Source organism: Micrococcaceae bacterium Sec5.1 (assembly GCA_039636795.1).
Taxonomy (GTDB): Bacteria; Actinomycetota; Actinomycetes; order Actinomycetales; family Micrococcaceae; genus Arthrobacter.
In genome coordinates this window covers 2,752,204-2,768,103 of sequence record CP143430.1, presented here as the reverse complement: position 1 = coordinate 2,768,103, position 15,900 = coordinate 2,752,204, and the positions used below count along the sequence as shown (strand labels likewise).

Annotated in this window: 13 protein-coding genes; 12 read left to right on the top strand and 1 reads right to left on the bottom strand. The window is 60.2% G+C overall.

Annotated elements, in window-relative coordinates:
* Positions 1–53: 53 nt before the first annotated feature.
* Entirely contained in the window at positions 54–506 is a 453-nt protein-coding gene (locus tag VUN82_12625; protein XAS69972.1) for a MarR family transcriptional regulator, read from the top strand.
* Positions 507–521: 15 nt separating this feature from the next.
* On the opposite strand, the gene VUN82_12620 is transcribed toward VUN82_12625, so the two are convergent.
* Positions 522–1,151, bottom strand: coding sequence for a TetR/AcrR family transcriptional regulator (locus VUN82_12620; protein XAS69971.1), 630 nt, complete (start codon positions 1,149–1,151; stop codon positions 522–524).
* A 186-nt stretch (positions 1,152–1,337) separates the two neighbouring features.
* On the opposite strand from VUN82_12620, the gene VUN82_12615 reads away from it, so the two are divergent.
* The 11 genes from VUN82_12615 (at position 1,338) to VUN82_12565 (ending at position 15,887) form a co-directional block, all read left to right on the top strand.
* Positions 1,338–2,690, top strand: coding sequence for an MFS transporter (locus VUN82_12615; protein ID XAS69970.1), 1,353 nt, complete (start codon positions 1,338–1,340; stop codon positions 2,688–2,690).
* 32 nt (positions 2,691–2,722) lie between these two features.
* Entirely contained in the window at positions 2,723–5,389 is a 2,667-nt protein-coding gene (locus VUN82_12610) for a family 78 glycoside hydrolase catalytic domain (GenBank protein XAS69969.1), read from the top strand.
* A gap of 54 nt (positions 5,390–5,443) precedes the next feature.
* On the top strand, positions 5,444–6,676 hold the full coding sequence (locus VUN82_12605) for a family 1 glycosylhydrolase (GenBank protein ID XAS69968.1): 1,233 nt from the start codon (positions 5,444–5,446) through the stop codon (positions 6,674–6,676).
* The gene (locus tag VUN82_12600; protein XAS69967.1) at positions 6,673–7,491 is read left to right on the top strand and encodes an SDR family oxidoreductase; all 819 of its coding nucleotides are present in this window, start codon (positions 6,673–6,675) and stop codon (positions 7,489–7,491) included. Before VUN82_12605 ends, VUN82_12600 begins: the two co-directional genes overlap by 4 nt.
* A 175-nt stretch (positions 7,492–7,666) precedes the next feature.
* Entirely contained in the window at positions 7,667–8,671 is a 1,005-nt protein-coding gene (locus tag VUN82_12595) for a LacI family DNA-binding transcriptional regulator (GenBank protein ID XAS69966.1), read from the top strand.
* Between the two features lie 111 nt (positions 8,672–8,782).
* On the top strand, positions 8,783–9,433 hold the full coding sequence (locus tag VUN82_12590; protein ID XAS69965.1) for a TetR/AcrR family transcriptional regulator: 651 nt from the start codon (positions 8,783–8,785) through the stop codon (positions 9,431–9,433).
* Between the two features lie 281 nt (positions 9,434–9,714).
* Entirely contained in the window at positions 9,715–11,271 is a 1,557-nt protein-coding gene (locus VUN82_12585; GenBank protein XAS69964.1) for an ABC transporter substrate-binding protein, read from the top strand.
* A gap of 11 nt (positions 11,272–11,282) precedes the next feature.
* On the top strand, positions 11,283–12,224 hold the full coding sequence (locus VUN82_12580; protein ID XAS69963.1) for an ABC transporter permease: 942 nt from the start codon (positions 11,283–11,285) through the stop codon (positions 12,222–12,224).
* Positions 12,221–14,017 (top strand): dipeptide/oligopeptide/nickel ABC transporter permease/ATP-binding protein, encoded by a 1,797-nt coding sequence (locus VUN82_12575; GenBank protein ID XAS69962.1) that lies wholly within the window; start codon positions 12,221–12,223, stop codon positions 14,015–14,017. Before VUN82_12580 ends, VUN82_12575 begins: the two co-directional genes overlap by 4 nt.
* Complete coding sequence (locus VUN82_12570; protein ID XAS69961.1) at positions 14,017–14,880, top strand: ATP-binding cassette domain-containing protein; 864 nt, start codon at positions 14,017–14,019, stop codon at positions 14,878–14,880. The genes VUN82_12575 and VUN82_12570 overlap by 1 nt, the downstream gene beginning before the upstream one ends.
* The gene (locus VUN82_12565) at positions 14,877–15,887 is read left to right on the top strand and encodes a Gfo/Idh/MocA family oxidoreductase (protein XAS69960.1); all 1,011 of its coding nucleotides are present in this window, start codon (positions 14,877–14,879) and stop codon (positions 15,885–15,887) included. The genes VUN82_12570 and VUN82_12565 overlap by 4 nt, the downstream gene beginning before the upstream one ends.
* The last annotated feature ends 13 nt before the right edge of the window (positions 15,888–15,900 follow it).

Genomic DNA, 15,900 nt, shown 5'->3' with positions numbered 1-15,900 from the left:
TAGCCTGAAGCTAAGCAATTCGGCAAAGCGAAGTCCCGGGATATCTTATTGTCATGGCGGAATCACGCGACCGGGATGCGGTACAAAAGAGCATTGACGCTTTGGCTATCGCCATCACCATCCGCTCCATCCCCCGCGTCCTTCAGCCGCTTCTGACAACTGACCTGACAATCCAGCAATTGAAAGTCCTGTCAGTTGTGGTCACCACGGAGCCTGGAGCGACCGGCGTCGGGTTGGTCGAAACATTCGGCGTCTCCATGGCCTCCATGTCCAAACTTGTCGATCGCCTTGAGGCCGCAGGACTGGTCACGAAATCCCTCGATTCGGAAGATCAGAGGGTTCGGCGGATATACGCAACCGACCTGGGCCGATCCGTCGTTCGTGAACTTATGGCCGCACGCCCCGAGCTTGGTGGAGAAGTCCTTGCCGGGCTCTCGGTTGAGGAGCTCCGTGCACTTGAAACCGGCCTGCAGGCTGTAAGTCGCGAGCTGCGCAGCAACGCCTGAACTGCTGCTGACTGGTTAAGCTTCTTCCGGCGGCGTGTCGATGAACCGCATCAGCGTCTCCAGCAGGTGCAGTGTTTTCCGATGGGGGTCAAGAAGGAATTGAATCCGGAGTCCGTCGATCATCGCCATCACCATGGTGACCTTGTCATCAGCAGTGAGCTCCTCACTGTCCTGGGCAGTGGCGAGTCGCTTGCTGGTGAAGTAGTCCCGCATTCGCTCACGGCGCGCGATGAAGAAGTCATGGGCGGGATGCTCGGGGTTGGTAGCTGCGATGGTGATGGACAGCCAATTTCGCATGTGATCGGGCCGCGCAAATTCCTCTTTAAGAACACTGCTCAACACCAACTCCCGTGGCACCTTGGATTGCACAATGCGTTTGGCCAGCTCGGCGTCGTCGGCGTCCCGCTCCGCAAGGGCGGCGAGGAGAAGGTCATCCTTGGTGGCGAAGTGACGAAGCAGGGCTGCGTGGGTGACGTTGGCCCGGGCAGCGATATCCCTGAGGCTTGCCCGCTCATAGCCGTGTTCAGCGAAGCTGGCCGAGGCCGCGCGCACGATCTCCGCGCGACGAGCCGGCGTTGTTGCGTATGGGCCACGCCTACCGGAGCTGACTTTCTTCCCGGTCTCCTGCTCAGAAGTGGTAGTCACGAACAGCCTTCTCTCACGAACGGAAAATCTCTTTTTTGCGTTGGGTCTTGTCAATTGTAACCACTGTGACTACTATTCACGAATAGTAACCATTGTGGTTACCTTTACTGGTACCCGACCCCACCGTCGTCCAGTCCTCGCCTGCGATGCCGCAGGCGACCAACTACCTTTATAGAGGAGTCATTGGTGACTACTGATAAGCACGGGGCTCCACGTCTCGCCGGCGGCATTGCAGCCGCCGAACCATCGCCGGGCAGTCATCTGCCAGTCGGCCCCGTCGAACATCCAGAGCTCACGGAAGAGCCCCAGACTCCCGTGAGCAAGGGCTACATTCTGTGGCTGATGTTGGCCAGCTTCGGCGCATCAATCGCAATGATGGTGCCCCTCTCCTATGGCATTGCCGTTCGGATCACCGAACTTGCTCCCGGCCAGGAGCAGATGCTCGGCTTCATCACAGGGACAGCGCAGGGCATCTACCTGGTTGTCAGCCCCATCATCGGCATCTGGAGCGACCGCACGCGGTCCCGCTTCGGCCGCAGGGCTCCGTTCATCTTCCTGGGCACAGGCATTGGCCTGGCGGGATTGGTGGTTATGGGTCTCGCCCCGGACCTCCTGCTGGTGGGTGCAGGGTGGGTCCTTGGAATGGCCGGCTGGTCCATTTCCGGTGCTGCAATCCAGAATCTGATGGCTGACAAGTTGCCGGAAGGCCAGCGCGGCCGCGTCTCGGCACTGACGGGACTCATGACGCAGATTGCTCCCGTCCTGGGCATTGGTGTTGCCTACGCAGTTTCTTCGAACACTTTCCTGGTGTTCGTCGTCCCGGGCGTGATCGGCGCCATCCTCCTGGCACTCTTCCCGCTCATCAAGCCGGAAGGAAGTTCACAGAACATTACCGTGGACAACCGGGTCACCTTCCGTTCGGTGATCGCAAGCTACGGATTCAGTATCCGTAAATATCCGGACTTTGCATGGAACTGGCTGGGCCGTTTCGTCTTCTTCATGGGCCTGTATTTCAACACCACTTTCGGCACGTTCTTCTACGCCCAGCGTCTCGGGCTCCCCGTGAGGGAAGTGGCCGGCGTTGTGGCGACCATTGGAATGCTCGGCGTGGTGGCTGCTGCGGCCGGTGCACTGCTGGGTGGCTTCCTTTCCGACAAGCTCAAGCGACGCCGCTTGTTTGTGGTCATTGCCGCAGTTCTCTTTGTGGGTGGAGCCTTGGCTGAAGCCTTCGCATGGTCGCTCCCCCAGCTGATCATCGGCGCAATTCTCATGCAGACTGCCATCGCCGTATTCGCGACGGTAGACCAGGCCATCGTCTTCGCGATTCTGCCCAACCGCACCGAAACGGCACGGTACATGGCGGTGGTTGCCTTCGCCCAGAAGATCCCAAGCGCCGTGGCCCCACTGGTCGCCTCCGTGATCATCACCATCGGCATCACCGGATCGGACAAGAACTACACCTTCCTGTATCTCTCGGGCGCTGTACTGGCGCTGATCGGTGGGCTCGTGATCGCGCTCAAGGTCAAGTCCATTCGATAACGCCCGCGTCGGCAGAAGAAAGAAGAAAAACTATGGGCGAAGCGCCCTATGACCTCATCGTGGACAGCGGTGGAGACCAGTTCTCCGTCACCGGCCCCTCTCCGAGGCTCTCGTGGAAGATTCCCGCCGACGTTGCGGCGACGGCTTACGAGCTGGAAGCAACGGTCGACGGCGTGGCGCAGCCGACGTCGACGACGGCCAGCCGCCTTCACGTTTCATGGCCGTGGCAGGAACTCCGCAGCCGGCAGCGTGTCGCCTGGCGCGTACGGATTGCAGAAAAGACGTCCGAATGGTCGGCGTGGTCTGCTTTTGAAACAGGTCTTCTCGACGGCGACTGGACGGCTTCCTGGATTTCCCCGGTCGAGCAAGAGGACAAGGCATACGGCCAGCGGCCCGCCCATGTCCTTGCCACAGAATTCATGGTGGACGCGGAGGTTAAGACGGCCCGTCTCTACGCCACAGCCCTTGGTGTCTACACCGCTGTTATCAACGGAGAACGGGCCGGGACCGCGGAACTGTCCCCCGGGTCGACGTCGTACGACCATACTCTCTACGCCCAAGCGTCAGACGTGACATCCTCGCTGGCCCCCGGACTCAACAGGCTGGCCATTGAACTGTCCGACGGCTGGTATCGGGGTCAAGTGGGTGCGTTCCGCCATCCCGCCGGTTGGGGAACTTCGGTGGGGACCCGCGCGGAACTGCACATTGAACGTGTCGATGGATCGCACCAGATCATCGTGACGGATGGCGACTGGACCAGCACACCGTCCACCACAACACGTGCGGACCTTATGGACGGACAAACGGTGGACTTTACCGCCCCGACCGCACCGCCGTCGAACGTCCTGCTCAACGTCGTGGACGCACCCCCGATTGACTGGTCTCCCGCTCCACCTGTGCGGGTCATCGAATCACGAGTGGCGAAAGCCGTTAGCGAAGTAAGGCCCGGCGTGTGGATTGCGGACTTCGGCCAGAACGCCTCCGGATGGATCCGGCTTGAAGACCTTGGGCCGGAAGGAACGCGAACAGTGATCGAGTACGGTGAGCACGTTGACAGTGATGGCGACCTCTCAACCTCACACCTGGATTCGCACCGGCCAGGAGAACCAGCAAGGATCTTCTCCCAGTGCGACGAAGTAACCGCGGGCGCGTCCGGGCAAGTCTTTGAACCCCGCCACACCGTCCACGGTTTCCAGTACGCGCGCATCAGCCGCAACGGAGCAAGCCTGGACCCGTCAAAGCTCAGCATGCAGATTGTGCACAGCGACCTCCCCAGCACGGGTGAGTTCGCTTGCAGTAACGAGGACCTGAATCAACTTCATCGCATCGGACAGTGGAGCTTCCTGGGAAATGCTGTGGATGTTCCTACAGACTGCCCAACCCGCGAACGCCTGGCGTGGAGTGGTGACTACCAAGTGTTTATTTCCACAGCAACGCGCTTGAGGGATGTGCTCGGGTTCAGCCGGAAGTGGTTGAGATCGGTGCGTGACGACCAGCTTGCCGATGGCCGCATTACGAACTTCTCCCCTGACGGCCGCGGCATCAAGAACCACGTGGACGATCAGTTCGCCATGATGACCGGATCTGCCGGGTGGGGAGATGCGATCGTCACTGTTCCTTGGGAGTTGTATGAGGCCTACGGAGATGAAGCCGTTCTCGCCGAGAACTGGGATTCAATGCTCCGGTGGGTCCGGTGGGCGCTGGAAATGGCACGCACAACGCGCCATCATGCACGGGCAAAGGCATCCCCCGAGCCTGAGCCGTACGAGCAATATCTGTGGGATGGCACCTTCCATTGGGGTGAATGGACGGAACCCAAGGAACGCGACGCCGATGGACGCTTGATCGACCCCGTCCAGGACAACCCGATGGCCTGGTTCATGGAAGACAAGGGCGAGGTAGGTACGGCCTATCTTTACCGCTCGGCCGCAACGCTCGCCCGGATTGCCCGCGTCCTCGGACGATCCACAGAGGCGACAGAGTTTGAGGAGGTTTCGGGCGCTGTTCGCGATGCTTGGCGTGCAGCATATCTGCGTCCCGACGGAACAACCGACGCCGACACCCAGGCCAGCTACGTCCGGGCCCTCGCGTTCGGCCTGCTTCCCGGACAATCACGCGAACGTGCCGTCGAGCGGCTGGTGGAACTCATCCGCTCCGCAGACACACACCTGGGAACGGGGTTCCTCTCAACGGGCTACCTGCTCCCGGTCCTGGTTGAAGCCGGCAGGGCCGACGTCGCCTATGAATTGCTTCTTCAGCGCACATCGCCGTCGTGGCTGTACATGGTGGACAAGGGCGCCACCACTATCTGGGAATCCTGGGAAGGGATCGACAACAACGGCGACGCCCATGATTCGCTGAACCACTACAGCAAGGCAACCGTGCTCCGGTTCCTGCACGAGCACACCCTTGGATTGCGCCAGGCCGAAGGCTCTGTGGCCTGGCACTCCATCATCATTGCCCCCACCCCCGGACCGTCGGTTACGTGGGCCAGGGGCTCTCATGAAACCCCCAACGGCACCATCAGCGTCCACTGGCAACTCGACGGTGACGACCTCCGCATCGACGCCGACATCCCGGCAGAGACGACAGCCCGGATCCTCTTCCCCGACGGATCCGAATACACAGCCGGTCCGGGCAGGTTCCGCGCCGCAGCGCCTGCGGCTTTGCACGGCATCAGCGTGCCAAGTCCCGCCTGAGACACCTTCAATCCGCCTGCAAGGGCATCACACCTTTCAAGAAATGAGAAACCCATGACAACTTTCCCTGCCAATTTTCTCTGGGGCGCCGCAACCGCCGGACACCAAATCGAAGGCAACAACGTCAACAGCGACTGGTGGGCACGCGAACTGACCATGCCGGGCATGGAACTCTCCGGCGACGCGTGCGACAGTTACCACCGGTACCGTGAGGACATCGATCTTCTTGCCGACGCAGGCCTGACCTCGTACCGTTTCAGCCTCGAATGGTCCCGCATCGAACCCGCCCCCGGCGCCTTCTCCAAGGCCGAACTCGCCCATTACCGCCGCATGATCGAGCACTGCTTCGCCCGGAACGTCACCCCGGTGGTGACCTTGCAGCACTTCACCACTCCGCAATGGTTCGCGAACGACGGCGGCTGGTTGGCTCCGGACGCATCGGAGAAGTTCCAGCGCTACGTCAAGGAAACCACCACCATCCTGGACGGGGTGGAGTGGGTAGCGACGATGAACGAGCCGAACATGCAGGCAGCGATCATGACAGCCATGCGCCGAATGCAATTGGCCGAGGGCGGCCAGTGGCAAAGTCCCACGGTCGAAGGCACCGAAGAGACCAAACAAACGCACAGCGACTTCCTGACCTATGCCGATCCGGAAATAGGAAGGACGTTCACCGCCATCCACCACGCTGCCAGGGAGATTATCCGCGCCCACACCGACGCGAAGGTGGGATGGACCATTGCGGCCGGGGCGCTCACTGCCGCCCCTGGCGGGGAAGAGAAGCTGCTGGAGATCCGCTACGGCAAAGAAGACGTCTACTGGGAAGGTAGCCGCGGCGATGATTTCGTTGGCGTTCAGGCCTACTCCAGCCAGCAAGTCGACGCCAACGGGCTCGTCCCACATCCGCCGCACCCGGACAACACCCTGGTGGGCACGGCATACCGGCCCGACGCATTGGCCATGGCAGTGCGCCACGCCTGGAAGATTACCGGGGGCATCCCCGTACTGGTCACGGAGAACGGCATCGCTACAGCTGATGACCAGCAGCGGATCCGCTACACCACAGAGGCACTGCAGGGCTTGGACCAGACCATGACCGAAGGAATTGACGTTCGGGGCTACCTCCACTGGTCCCTGCTGGACAACTTCGAATGGGGGCACTGGGAACCTACGTTCGGCCTGATCGCCGTCGATAGGGAAACCTTTGCCCGCACACCAAAGCCCAGCCTCGCCTGGCTTGGCCGCGTCGCCCAGAGCAACCAGCTCGACGTCGAGGTTTCCGCATGACCACCGCATTCGCCGATGCCTCGCTCACCCCTGTCCAGGACCTGCTTTCCCTGGCCGGACGCAGGGCCGTCATTACCGGCGGCGCGCAAGGCCTGGGCAAAGCCATTGCACTCCGCCTGGCAGAAGCCGGTGCGGACGTGCTGATCGGGGACGTAAACGCGGACCTAGCCCTCGATGCCGCTACGGAAATCGCGAACCGCTTCCCGGTCCGGACACTAGGCCTGGGCATGGACGTCACCGACGCCGAATCGGTCCGGCTCGGCGCACTGGAAGCCGTGGAGTCATTCGGAGGTATCGACATCTGGGTCAACAACGCGGGCATCTTCCCCAGCGTCCCGGTCCTGGAGACGACTGACAGGATGTGGGAGCAAGTCTTTGCCGTCAACACCCGCGGCGTTTTCAATGGCTCCCGCGAAGCCGCACGCCACATGTCCAACGGGAATCACGGCGGCGTCATTGTCAACATCGTCTCCACGGCCGGATTCGGTGGGACGGCACCGGGCTTGTCCGCCTACGTCGGATCGAAACATGCTGTCCGTGGCATCACCAAGCAAATGGCCCTCGAGTTTGCCCCACTGGGCATCCGCGTGCTCGGCGTTGCCCCAACCTTTGTGCCAACCGAGGGCAACATGGCCGCCGCTGCTGCGCACGCCCCCGCAGATGGGACAGCGGCCATGGACGTCATGACCAACAGCCTCATTGGCCGGATGGGAACACCGGATGACATCGCACGCGTGGTCCTGTTCTGCGCAAGCGACCTGTCCACCATCATGACCGGCAGCACGCTCCTGGCCGACGCAGGCCAGACCATCTAACGCCAGCAGGATCACCCTCCAGCCAGGCACGTGCGCGGCAGCAAGATGCACACGTGCCTGGCTGGGCGCAGCACTGTGCTGTCCTCCACTGTGCTGGTGTTCCGCTGTGCTGGTGTTCCGCTGTGATGTGCTCCACCGTGCAAGGAAGTGAAGAGTGCCGTCCGACGAGACAATAATGCAATCGAGAACAGCCAAGGCAACTATCTATGATGTAGCGCGGCAAGCCGGCGTTAATCCATCAACAGTTTCCAGGGCACTCAATAATCCCGAAAGAGTCAATGCCCGCACAAGACGTTTCATTGAAGCAACCGCAAGTGAACTCAATTTTCAACTGAACCATGCCGCCCAAGTACTGCAGACAGGATCAACAAAGACGCTCGGGCTAATTGTTTCTGACGTCACCAATCCAACCTTCTTTGGCATTCTTCGCGAGGCAGGAAGAGTCGCGGCACAACGCGACTACACCGTGGTTCTGGTAAATGCAGCCGAGTCCCCGAGCAAAGAACTCGCTTCGGCCAATCGAGTTATCAATGCCGTGGACGGGCTGATTTTGACCAGCCCCCGCATGAGTGACACTGATATTCAGCTTCTAGCCAAGACCACACAGGTAGTCGTGATAAACCGGGAGGTAAATGGCATTAGTTGCGTCATCCCTGATCCAGACAGGGGTGTTAGCCAGGCAATCCGCCTCTTGGCAGGGAATGGGCACAAAAAGGTCCTCTTCGTCGCGGGGCCGGAATTGTCCTGGATGTCCGCCCGCCGATGGGACGCCATCTCGGCCGCCTGCGAGTGGTGCCATCTCGCAGCCGAACGCATCGAGTCGGCGGCACCAACCGTTGACGGGGGCAGGCGAGTCGCACGGGCCGTCAAGGCCTCGGGAGCAACGGCCGTCATCACCCACAACGATCTGCTGGCGATTGGCCTGATGCACGAACTCCAAAACGCGGGAGTTGTCATACCCGATGCCCTCAGCATCATAGGCTTTGACGATATTTTCGGCGCAGACTTCACCACGCCGTCATTGACAAGCATCAGGTCCCCGCTGGGGCAGTGCGGATCGTTGTCCGCCGGCCTGGCCCTGGCCTCCCTCTCCGGCACTGTTCAAGATCCCCAAACCCTGCCCTTAGACACCGAATTGATCATCCGGGGGTCTGCGGGACCTTGGAAGGGAGTCCTATAAAACTGAGTGATGCTCCCTTTTTACAGCCAAACTCTCTTTGGCGACGTTTGGAGGTAGCTCAATTTCAGGAGTCCTATGGTGTAACACTCAATTTTCGACTACCGTTAGTGCATGGACTCGACAACAGCCCCCCGGAAGCGGTACGCAAAAACACTTGAGCGCCGGTCTGCCGTAGCCCGGGCCGCCCTCGACATCGTCCTGGAGAAGGGGCATCGAGCTTTGACCACGGCGGAGGTGGCAGCGCGGGCCTCGATGAGCGAGACCGCCATGCTCTACCATTTCCCGACGCGCGACCACATTCTTGTCGCGGCCATGGAGCTGGCCGATGAGGATTATCGCGCCATCCTTACGGCCGAGTTTCACGTTATCGATGGCGGGAAGGCCGACTGGCCTCCACCCGCAATGGCTCACCTGACCCTGGATGACCAAGCTACGACCCGCCTGTTCCTCGCGTTAAGCGCAGAGGCAGTCAACCCCGAACATCCGGCCCACGCGTACCTGAAGGCCCACCATGAGCAGGTGATTTTTGAGTTCACTGAAGGAGTCAAAAGACGCCAGGCCAAGGGAATTGCTGATCCCAAACTCGATCCGGACAGGGTTGCCCGCCAAATGATGGCCGCATGGAGCGGTCTTCGCATGCAATGGCTTATCGACCCTTCCCTGGATCTGACGGCGGCAGTATCACAGTCATTCCTTGCCCTTAACGGTTACCCACTCATGAAGTTCAAACAAGAAATGACTGAATTCATGTCGCAAAGCTGATCTCAACAGACCACAAACTTCCACCGCAGGATTTAGCAAGACAAGACCGCCCCGAATTCCGGACACTTTATTTCTGAATTCCAGGTGGTCATTTGGAGTACCCGAAATGCAACAGGATTTCAGGGCAACATTAACTTTTTTAAAATGATGGCAATCGGTTGCCTTTTCGCTTTTCTAGTGCTTTGCTAGTGATATCGGTCACCCCAGACTAAATGGCCCAAACAATGGCCCCCCAAAAAATCTCCAGAAGCTTTTCCTCAATGACAAAGGAGTCTCAAGACATGTTCCCTGTCTTGTCCCGAACCACATCACTGACCCGTGCGGCAGTAGCCGCCGTCGCGGTAGCAGCGCTACTCTCCACGGCGGCGTGTTCCTCTTCCGCGCCGGCGTCGGAACCTACTAATTCCTCACGCAACGAGGAACTCAGCATTGCCGTTCAAGCCCAGCCGGCTTCGTTGGACCCGGCCCAGCTCGCTGAAGGACAGCAGTCCTACATCTGGGCATCAATTTTCGACACCCTTCTCATGGTGGACAAGGACAACAAGATCCGTCCCAACGCGGCTGAGAGCTGGAAATATTCTGATGACCTGCGCACGCTGACCCTCAAGCTTCGCAGCGACCTGAAGTTCAGTTCCGGAGACGCCGTCACTTCCAAGGACGTAGCCGCAACCTTGGAGAGGACCAGGACGACACCGGGCCAGCAACAGCCCAAGCTCGCCAAGGTGTCCTCCATTTCCGCCCCCGATGCCTCGACAGTAGTTATTCAGCTTTCCGCTCCGGAACCATCGCTGCTGAACTATCTGGCGCAAGCCACAGGCGTCATTGGTGACGCGGACACGTTGGCGTCCGACACCACCAAACTCCGCCCAACTGGCTCCGGACCCTACGTCCTCTCGGACAAGACTGTCGACGGCACCGAGTACGTCATGGAACGCCGGGATGACTACTGGAACGCCTCGGCCTATCCATTCAAGACCGTGAAGGTCAAGGTCATCCAGGACAGGACCGCCCAGTACAACGCGCTCCAGGCAGGGGAAGTAAAGGCAGCCCTGATCCAGGCCCCGCAACGCAAGCAGGCCGAAGGTGCAGGATTCGCAGTCAAGGAGGTGCAGGCTACGGCCGCTCTCGTTCTCGTCCTGGCCGACCGGAAGGGAGAACTCGTTCCTGCCCTGGCCAATGTAAAGGTCCGCCAGGCTATCAACATGGCCTTTGACCGGGCACAGGTGGTCAAGGCCCTCCTCAATGGACTGGGTAAGCCCACGGTCCAGGTGTTCGACCCCAACAGTGGAGCATACGATCCCGGGCTTGAAGATGCCTACAGCTTCGATCCGGCGAAGGCACGCAAGCTATTGGCTGAGGCAGGATACGCCGACGGTTTCTCCATGACGATGCCAAGCACGGTGATCTCCCAGTCCTTCGAGCCGGTGATCACGCAGGCTCTTTCGGACATCGGGGTGAAGGTGACGTGGGAACCTGTGCCTCCGCAGAATACGGCATCATCAATTGCCTCGAAGAAGTATCCGGCGGTTCTGTGGTTCTACGGTCTGAACAGCGCGGGCCGTCAGGTGGGCGACATGTACGCCCCTGAAGCCTTCCTCAACCCCTTCAAGTGGCAGGACCCTGAATTCGACAAGTTGCTTCAGTCCATTGCCACCGAACCAGACGATACAGCCCGCGATGCTCTGTATAAGAAGGTCAACGAATACACCGTGAAGCAGGCATTGAACGCGCCGATCGCCTACGTAGGCACGCTCTGGGCGACAGCTCCGGGCATTGATTTCCTCCCTACCGGGGTGGTTTTGCCGACCGTACGTGACTTCGGCGTATCTGGAAAATAGGGCCGCGGGTCATGATCAGTTACGCCCTCCGACGTCTTGGTGCAGGCATTGTCCTTGCGCTGCTCGTCACCCTCATCACTTTCTTCCTCCTCAGCGGATCCTTGGAATCTGTTGCCCGCGAACGCCTGGGCAGTGCAGCGACGCCAGAATCCCTGAAAGCACTGATGACCCAGCTTGGCTTCGATCGGCCGGCCATCGTCCAATACATGGACTGGCTCGGCTCGGTACTGACCGGTGATTTCGGTACTTCTCTTTTCACCAGCCAACCAGTGGCGCCTGCCGTTGCTGCGCGTCTGGGCGTCACGCTGTCGCTGGTCGTCACCGCGCTCATCATCACAGTGCTCGTCAGCGTTGCGCTGGGCGTCTGGGCGGCAACCCGAGGAGGACTCGCCGATAAGGTTTCCCAAGGCTTGTCCTTGATAGGTTACGTCGTCCCCGGGTTGCTCATCGCCATAGTCCTTGTGGCTGTGTTCGCCGTGAATCTGAAGTTGCTGCCTGCCACCGGTTTTACTCCCTTTGCGCAGAATCCTGGAAAGTGGGCGGCATCGATCACTATCCCTGTCATTGTGCTTGTCATTGGTGGAGTGGCCAGCATGGCTGCACAGATCCGCGGCACCATGATCGGGGAGCTCAGGAAAGACTACGTCCGTACCCTGCGGACCCGTGGTGTACCGACGCGGTCGATCGTGCTTCGCCACGCGCTTCGGAATGCTGCAAGTCCTGCCCTGACTGTCCTGTCCCTTGAATTTATTCAAATGCTCGGTGGTGCGCTCATCATCGAGAACGTGTTCGCGCTTCCTGGCTTTGGCGCTTACGCATTCAACGCCTCGCTCCAGGGCGATATCCCCATCATCATGGGCATCACTTTGTTCAGCGTCATGTTGGTTGTCACGGTGAACCTCATCACAGACGTAGTGAACGGCTGGCTCAACCCGAAGGCGAGAATCTATTGAGCATCGAAGAACTCAGCGTGACTTCCGGGTTGGCAGCCCCACCCCGGAAGTCTCCGCTACGGAAACTCGCCACCGACCCTCAGGCAGTGATTACTTCGGTCCTGCTACTGGTCATCATCATCCTGGGTCTTCTCACTCCCTGGATCGCCCCGCACGATCCCAATGAGGCACAACTCAATGCGATAAACGCCACACCTGGCACCCCGGGATACCCCCTCGGAGCCGACCAGAACGGACGCGACATCGCTTCCCGGCTCCTCCATTCAATCAGCACCAGCCTGATCGCAGGCCTGATTGGAGCAAGCGTTGCCCTGGCTATCGGAATAACTTTTGGCCTTATCGGCGGATACTTCGGCCGACGGCTCCGAACCGCGACAGAGTGGGTCTTCAGCCTCATCATGACGTTCCCCGGGCTGCTGCTCCTGATCGTCCTGATGCCCGTGACCAAGGGCGACTACCGGGCAACCATGCTGATCTTTGGAGTGCTGCTCTCCCCCGGGGTCTATCGCATCGTGAGGAACCTGGTCCTTGGCGTGAAGAACGAACTCTACGTCGATGCCGCCCGCGTCTCCGGACTGTCCAACCTTAGAATCCTGGGCCGCCACGTGCTGTTCGCTGTCCGTGGGCCCATCATCGTCGCCGCAGCGTTCCTGATAGGTTCGGCGATCAGCCTGCAGTCCGGCCTGGCCTTTCTCGGCGTTGGGTCCAACCTCGTTCCCAGCTTTGGTGCAATGATCGCCGACGGCTTCACAAACCTTTATGTCGATCCCACCCAATTCATCTGGCCCAGCGTCATGCTCGGCACGCTTACTGCTTCCCTTGTATTGCTCGGAAATTCCCTCCGGGACGCCTTTGAGGGAGCAAAGCTGAAACCATCCAAGGCTTCGGCGCCCAGAACAAATACCCCCAGAGCAATTACCCCCACCACGGACAGCATCCAAGGTTCAGCGGCGGACCTGCTCTCGGTTGACGACCTGGCCATCGCTTACCCCACTCCATCAGGCCAGCTGAGGGAAGTGGTGAAGGGAGTCAGCCTCAGCCTGCGTGCAGGTGAAACCCTGGGCTTGGTGGGTGAATCCGGCTCCGGAAAGACGCAGACCGCGTTTGCCATCCTCGGTGTGCTTCCGCCCGAGGCCGTGATCACACAAGGCGCTATTCAGTTGGATGGCCGCCATCTGATCGGTCTTTCGGAGCAAGGGCTACGCACCCTGCGAGGACGCGAGATCGCGTACATCCCGCAGGAACCCATGTCGAATTTGGACCCCTCCTACACAGTTGGCGCCCAACTCGTCGAAGGCATCCGCGCCTCAGCCCGGATGTCACGCCGGGAGGCAAAGGCGAAGGTGATAGCGCTGCTGGCACGTGTGGGTATCCAAGATCCCCAGCGAACGTTCAATTCCTACCCGCACCAGATCTCCGGCGGAATGGCACAACGCGTCCTCATCGCAGGCGCCGTGGCAAGCCGCCCCAAGCTCCTCATCGCCGATGAACCCACGACGGCACTTGACGTCACAGTCCAGGCCGAAATCCTGGACCTGATACGGGACCTCCAGGCCGAGCTCAACATGGCTGTGTTGCTCGTAACGCACAACTTTGGAGTCGTGGCAGATATCTGCGATCGGATCGCCGTGATGCAGGACGGCCGGGTTGTCGAATCAGGGACCGCGCTGGAGCTCTTCCGGGAGCCGCAACATTCATACACTCAACTGCTTCTGGGCTCCATCCTCGACGAGCACACCGTTCGAACCGACCAGCCTAGGCCTGTCGTGACGGCCACCGGGGGAAAGAACTGATGACAACACCGCTATTGAACGTAAAAGACCTCCGCGTGGCCTTCAAAGGCCGCGGATTCCGGCCCCGGGAGGTGGAAGTCCTGCACGGGGTTTCCCTAACAATCGCGGAGGGTGAGACACTCGGCGTCGTGGGCGAATCCGGATCCGGAAAGACCACCATTGGGCGGGCAGTGCTGGGTCTTGTAAAGCCCAGTGGTGGGCGCATCACCTTCCGGGGTTCTGACATTACCCATGCCACTCCGAAGGAACGCCGTACCCTGTCCAAAGACATCCAGGTAGTCTTCCAGGACCCGTATACCTCCCTCAACCCGTCCCTGACCATTGGTGACACCCTGAGCGAGCCCCTCATCGTCCAGGGAACAAGTGCCACTGAAGCCCGGGCCCGTGTACGCATGCTGTTGGATCAAGTCGGCCTGCCCGGTGACGCTGCCGAACGTTTGCCCCGGGAGTTCAGTGGCGGACAACGTCAACGGGTCGCCATAGCCCGGGCACTTGCGCCGGAACCGAAACTCATTGTCTGCGACGAGCCGGTCTCCGCGTTGGACCTTTCCACACAGGCCCGCGTCATGGACCTTTTCATCGACATTCAACGGCGCACAGGCGTTGCCTACTTGTTCGTCTCGCACGATTTGGCCGTGGTTCGGCACATCAGCCACCGCGTCAGCGTCGTCTACAGAGGGGACATCGTTGAAACTGGCCGCGCCGACCGGGTAACTTCCACTCCAGAGCATCCCTACACCCAGAGGCTGTTACTCGCAGCGCCCATCGCAGACCCTGTGGAGCAAGAAAAACGCCGGGCAGATCGCCATCGCCTTGCGGAGCTGCACCGGGATCAGCATATCCAAGCAGGAGTGTCGGGATGACGGAAAGAACCGTGGAGGAGACACGGCGTCCCCAAACTCCATTGCGGTGGGCTATCGCCGGGGCCGGCACTATCTCCCGGAGCATAGTGCCGGATTTGCAGCTCTTGCCCGGAGACCACGTGGAAATGATCTTCAGCAGGAACCCGGCGAATGCAGCCAGCTTCGCAGAGGAGTTCGGCCTGGACCGGTGGACCGACGACTTCGATTCCCTTGTCAGGGACCCTGGCGTCGACGTTGTGTACCTGGCGACGCCATTCGCTACTCATGCCGCCATGGCGCGCCAGGCCCTGCTTGCCGGCAAACATGTGGTTGTTGAGAAGCCCATGGCATTGAACGCCGATGATGTGCAAGACCTCTTTGCGCTGGCCGAAAGCCAAGGACTCTTCCTCATGGAGGCAATGTGGATGAAGTTCAACCCGGCATTCCAACACCTTTTCGAGCTACTCCGCACCGGAATCATCGGAAAGCCGTCCAGCCTCCGGGCGGGATTTGGCTTTCCCCTGATCGCCGACGGTGGCAGCAGATGGGACATTGCGCGCAGCGGAGGAACGCTCCTTGATCAAGGGATCTACCCGGTGACATTGGCCCACTCAATCTTCGGTGAGCCAACAGCCATCACGGCCCATGGACGCCTTAGGGCCGACGGGCTGGACTTCGCGGAACATTTCACCCTCGACTTCGCCGGTGGCCAGTTTGCGCAATGCGCGAGTTCAATGACCGAATTCGTCGATCCCTCCGCCGCTATCAACGGCGCCAAGGGCTGGATCACCATCCCAGGCATGTTCTGGACATCCACCACACTCCAGATTCACGCCGGTTCCTGGGAAAAAATGTTCGCCCCTGAACCCATCGATCACGCCCGCGAGGGCAACGGCTACGTCCCCATGCTCAGAGCCGCCAGCGAAGCAATCCGGGCCGGGGAAATCCACCACTCAATACATCCGGCGAAAGACACGATTGCCGTGTTCCGCACCCTGGACACCATCGCCAGCCAGTTATCTCATTGACAGCCAAGCAGGA

What these genes read in the sequence shown, in the direction of transcription:
- VUN82_12590 (XAS69965.1), top strand. Translation starts at nt 8,783, where the DNA reads ATGGACTCGACAACAGCCCCCCGGAAGCGGTACGCAAAAACACTTGAG.
- VUN82_12565 (XAS69960.1), top strand. Translation starts at nt 14,877, where the DNA reads ATGACGGAAAGAACCGTGGAGGAGACACGGCGTCCCCAAACTCCATTG.
- VUN82_12580 (XAS69963.1), top strand. Translation starts at nt 11,283, where the DNA reads ATGATCAGTTACGCCCTCCGACGTCTTGGTGCAGGCATTGTCCTTGCG.
- VUN82_12595 (XAS69966.1), top strand. Translation starts at nt 7,667, where the DNA reads ATGCAATCGAGAACAGCCAAGGCAACTATCTATGATGTAGCGCGGCAA.
- VUN82_12605 (XAS69968.1), top strand. Translation starts at nt 5,444, where the DNA reads ATGACAACTTTCCCTGCCAATTTTCTCTGGGGCGCCGCAACCGCCGGA.
- VUN82_12600 (XAS69967.1), top strand. Translation starts at nt 6,673, where the DNA reads ATGACCACCGCATTCGCCGATGCCTCGCTCACCCCTGTCCAGGACCTG.
- VUN82_12585 (XAS69964.1), top strand. Translation starts at nt 9,715, where the DNA reads ATGTTCCCTGTCTTGTCCCGAACCACATCACTGACCCGTGCGGCAGTA.
- VUN82_12570 (XAS69961.1), top strand. Translation starts at nt 14,017, where the DNA reads ATGACAACACCGCTATTGAACGTAAAAGACCTCCGCGTGGCCTTCAAA.
- VUN82_12625 (XAS69972.1), top strand. Translation starts at nt 54, where the DNA reads ATGGCGGAATCACGCGACCGGGATGCGGTACAAAAGAGCATTGACGCT.
- VUN82_12610 (XAS69969.1), top strand. Translation starts at nt 2,723, where the DNA reads ATGGGCGAAGCGCCCTATGACCTCATCGTGGACAGCGGTGGAGACCAG.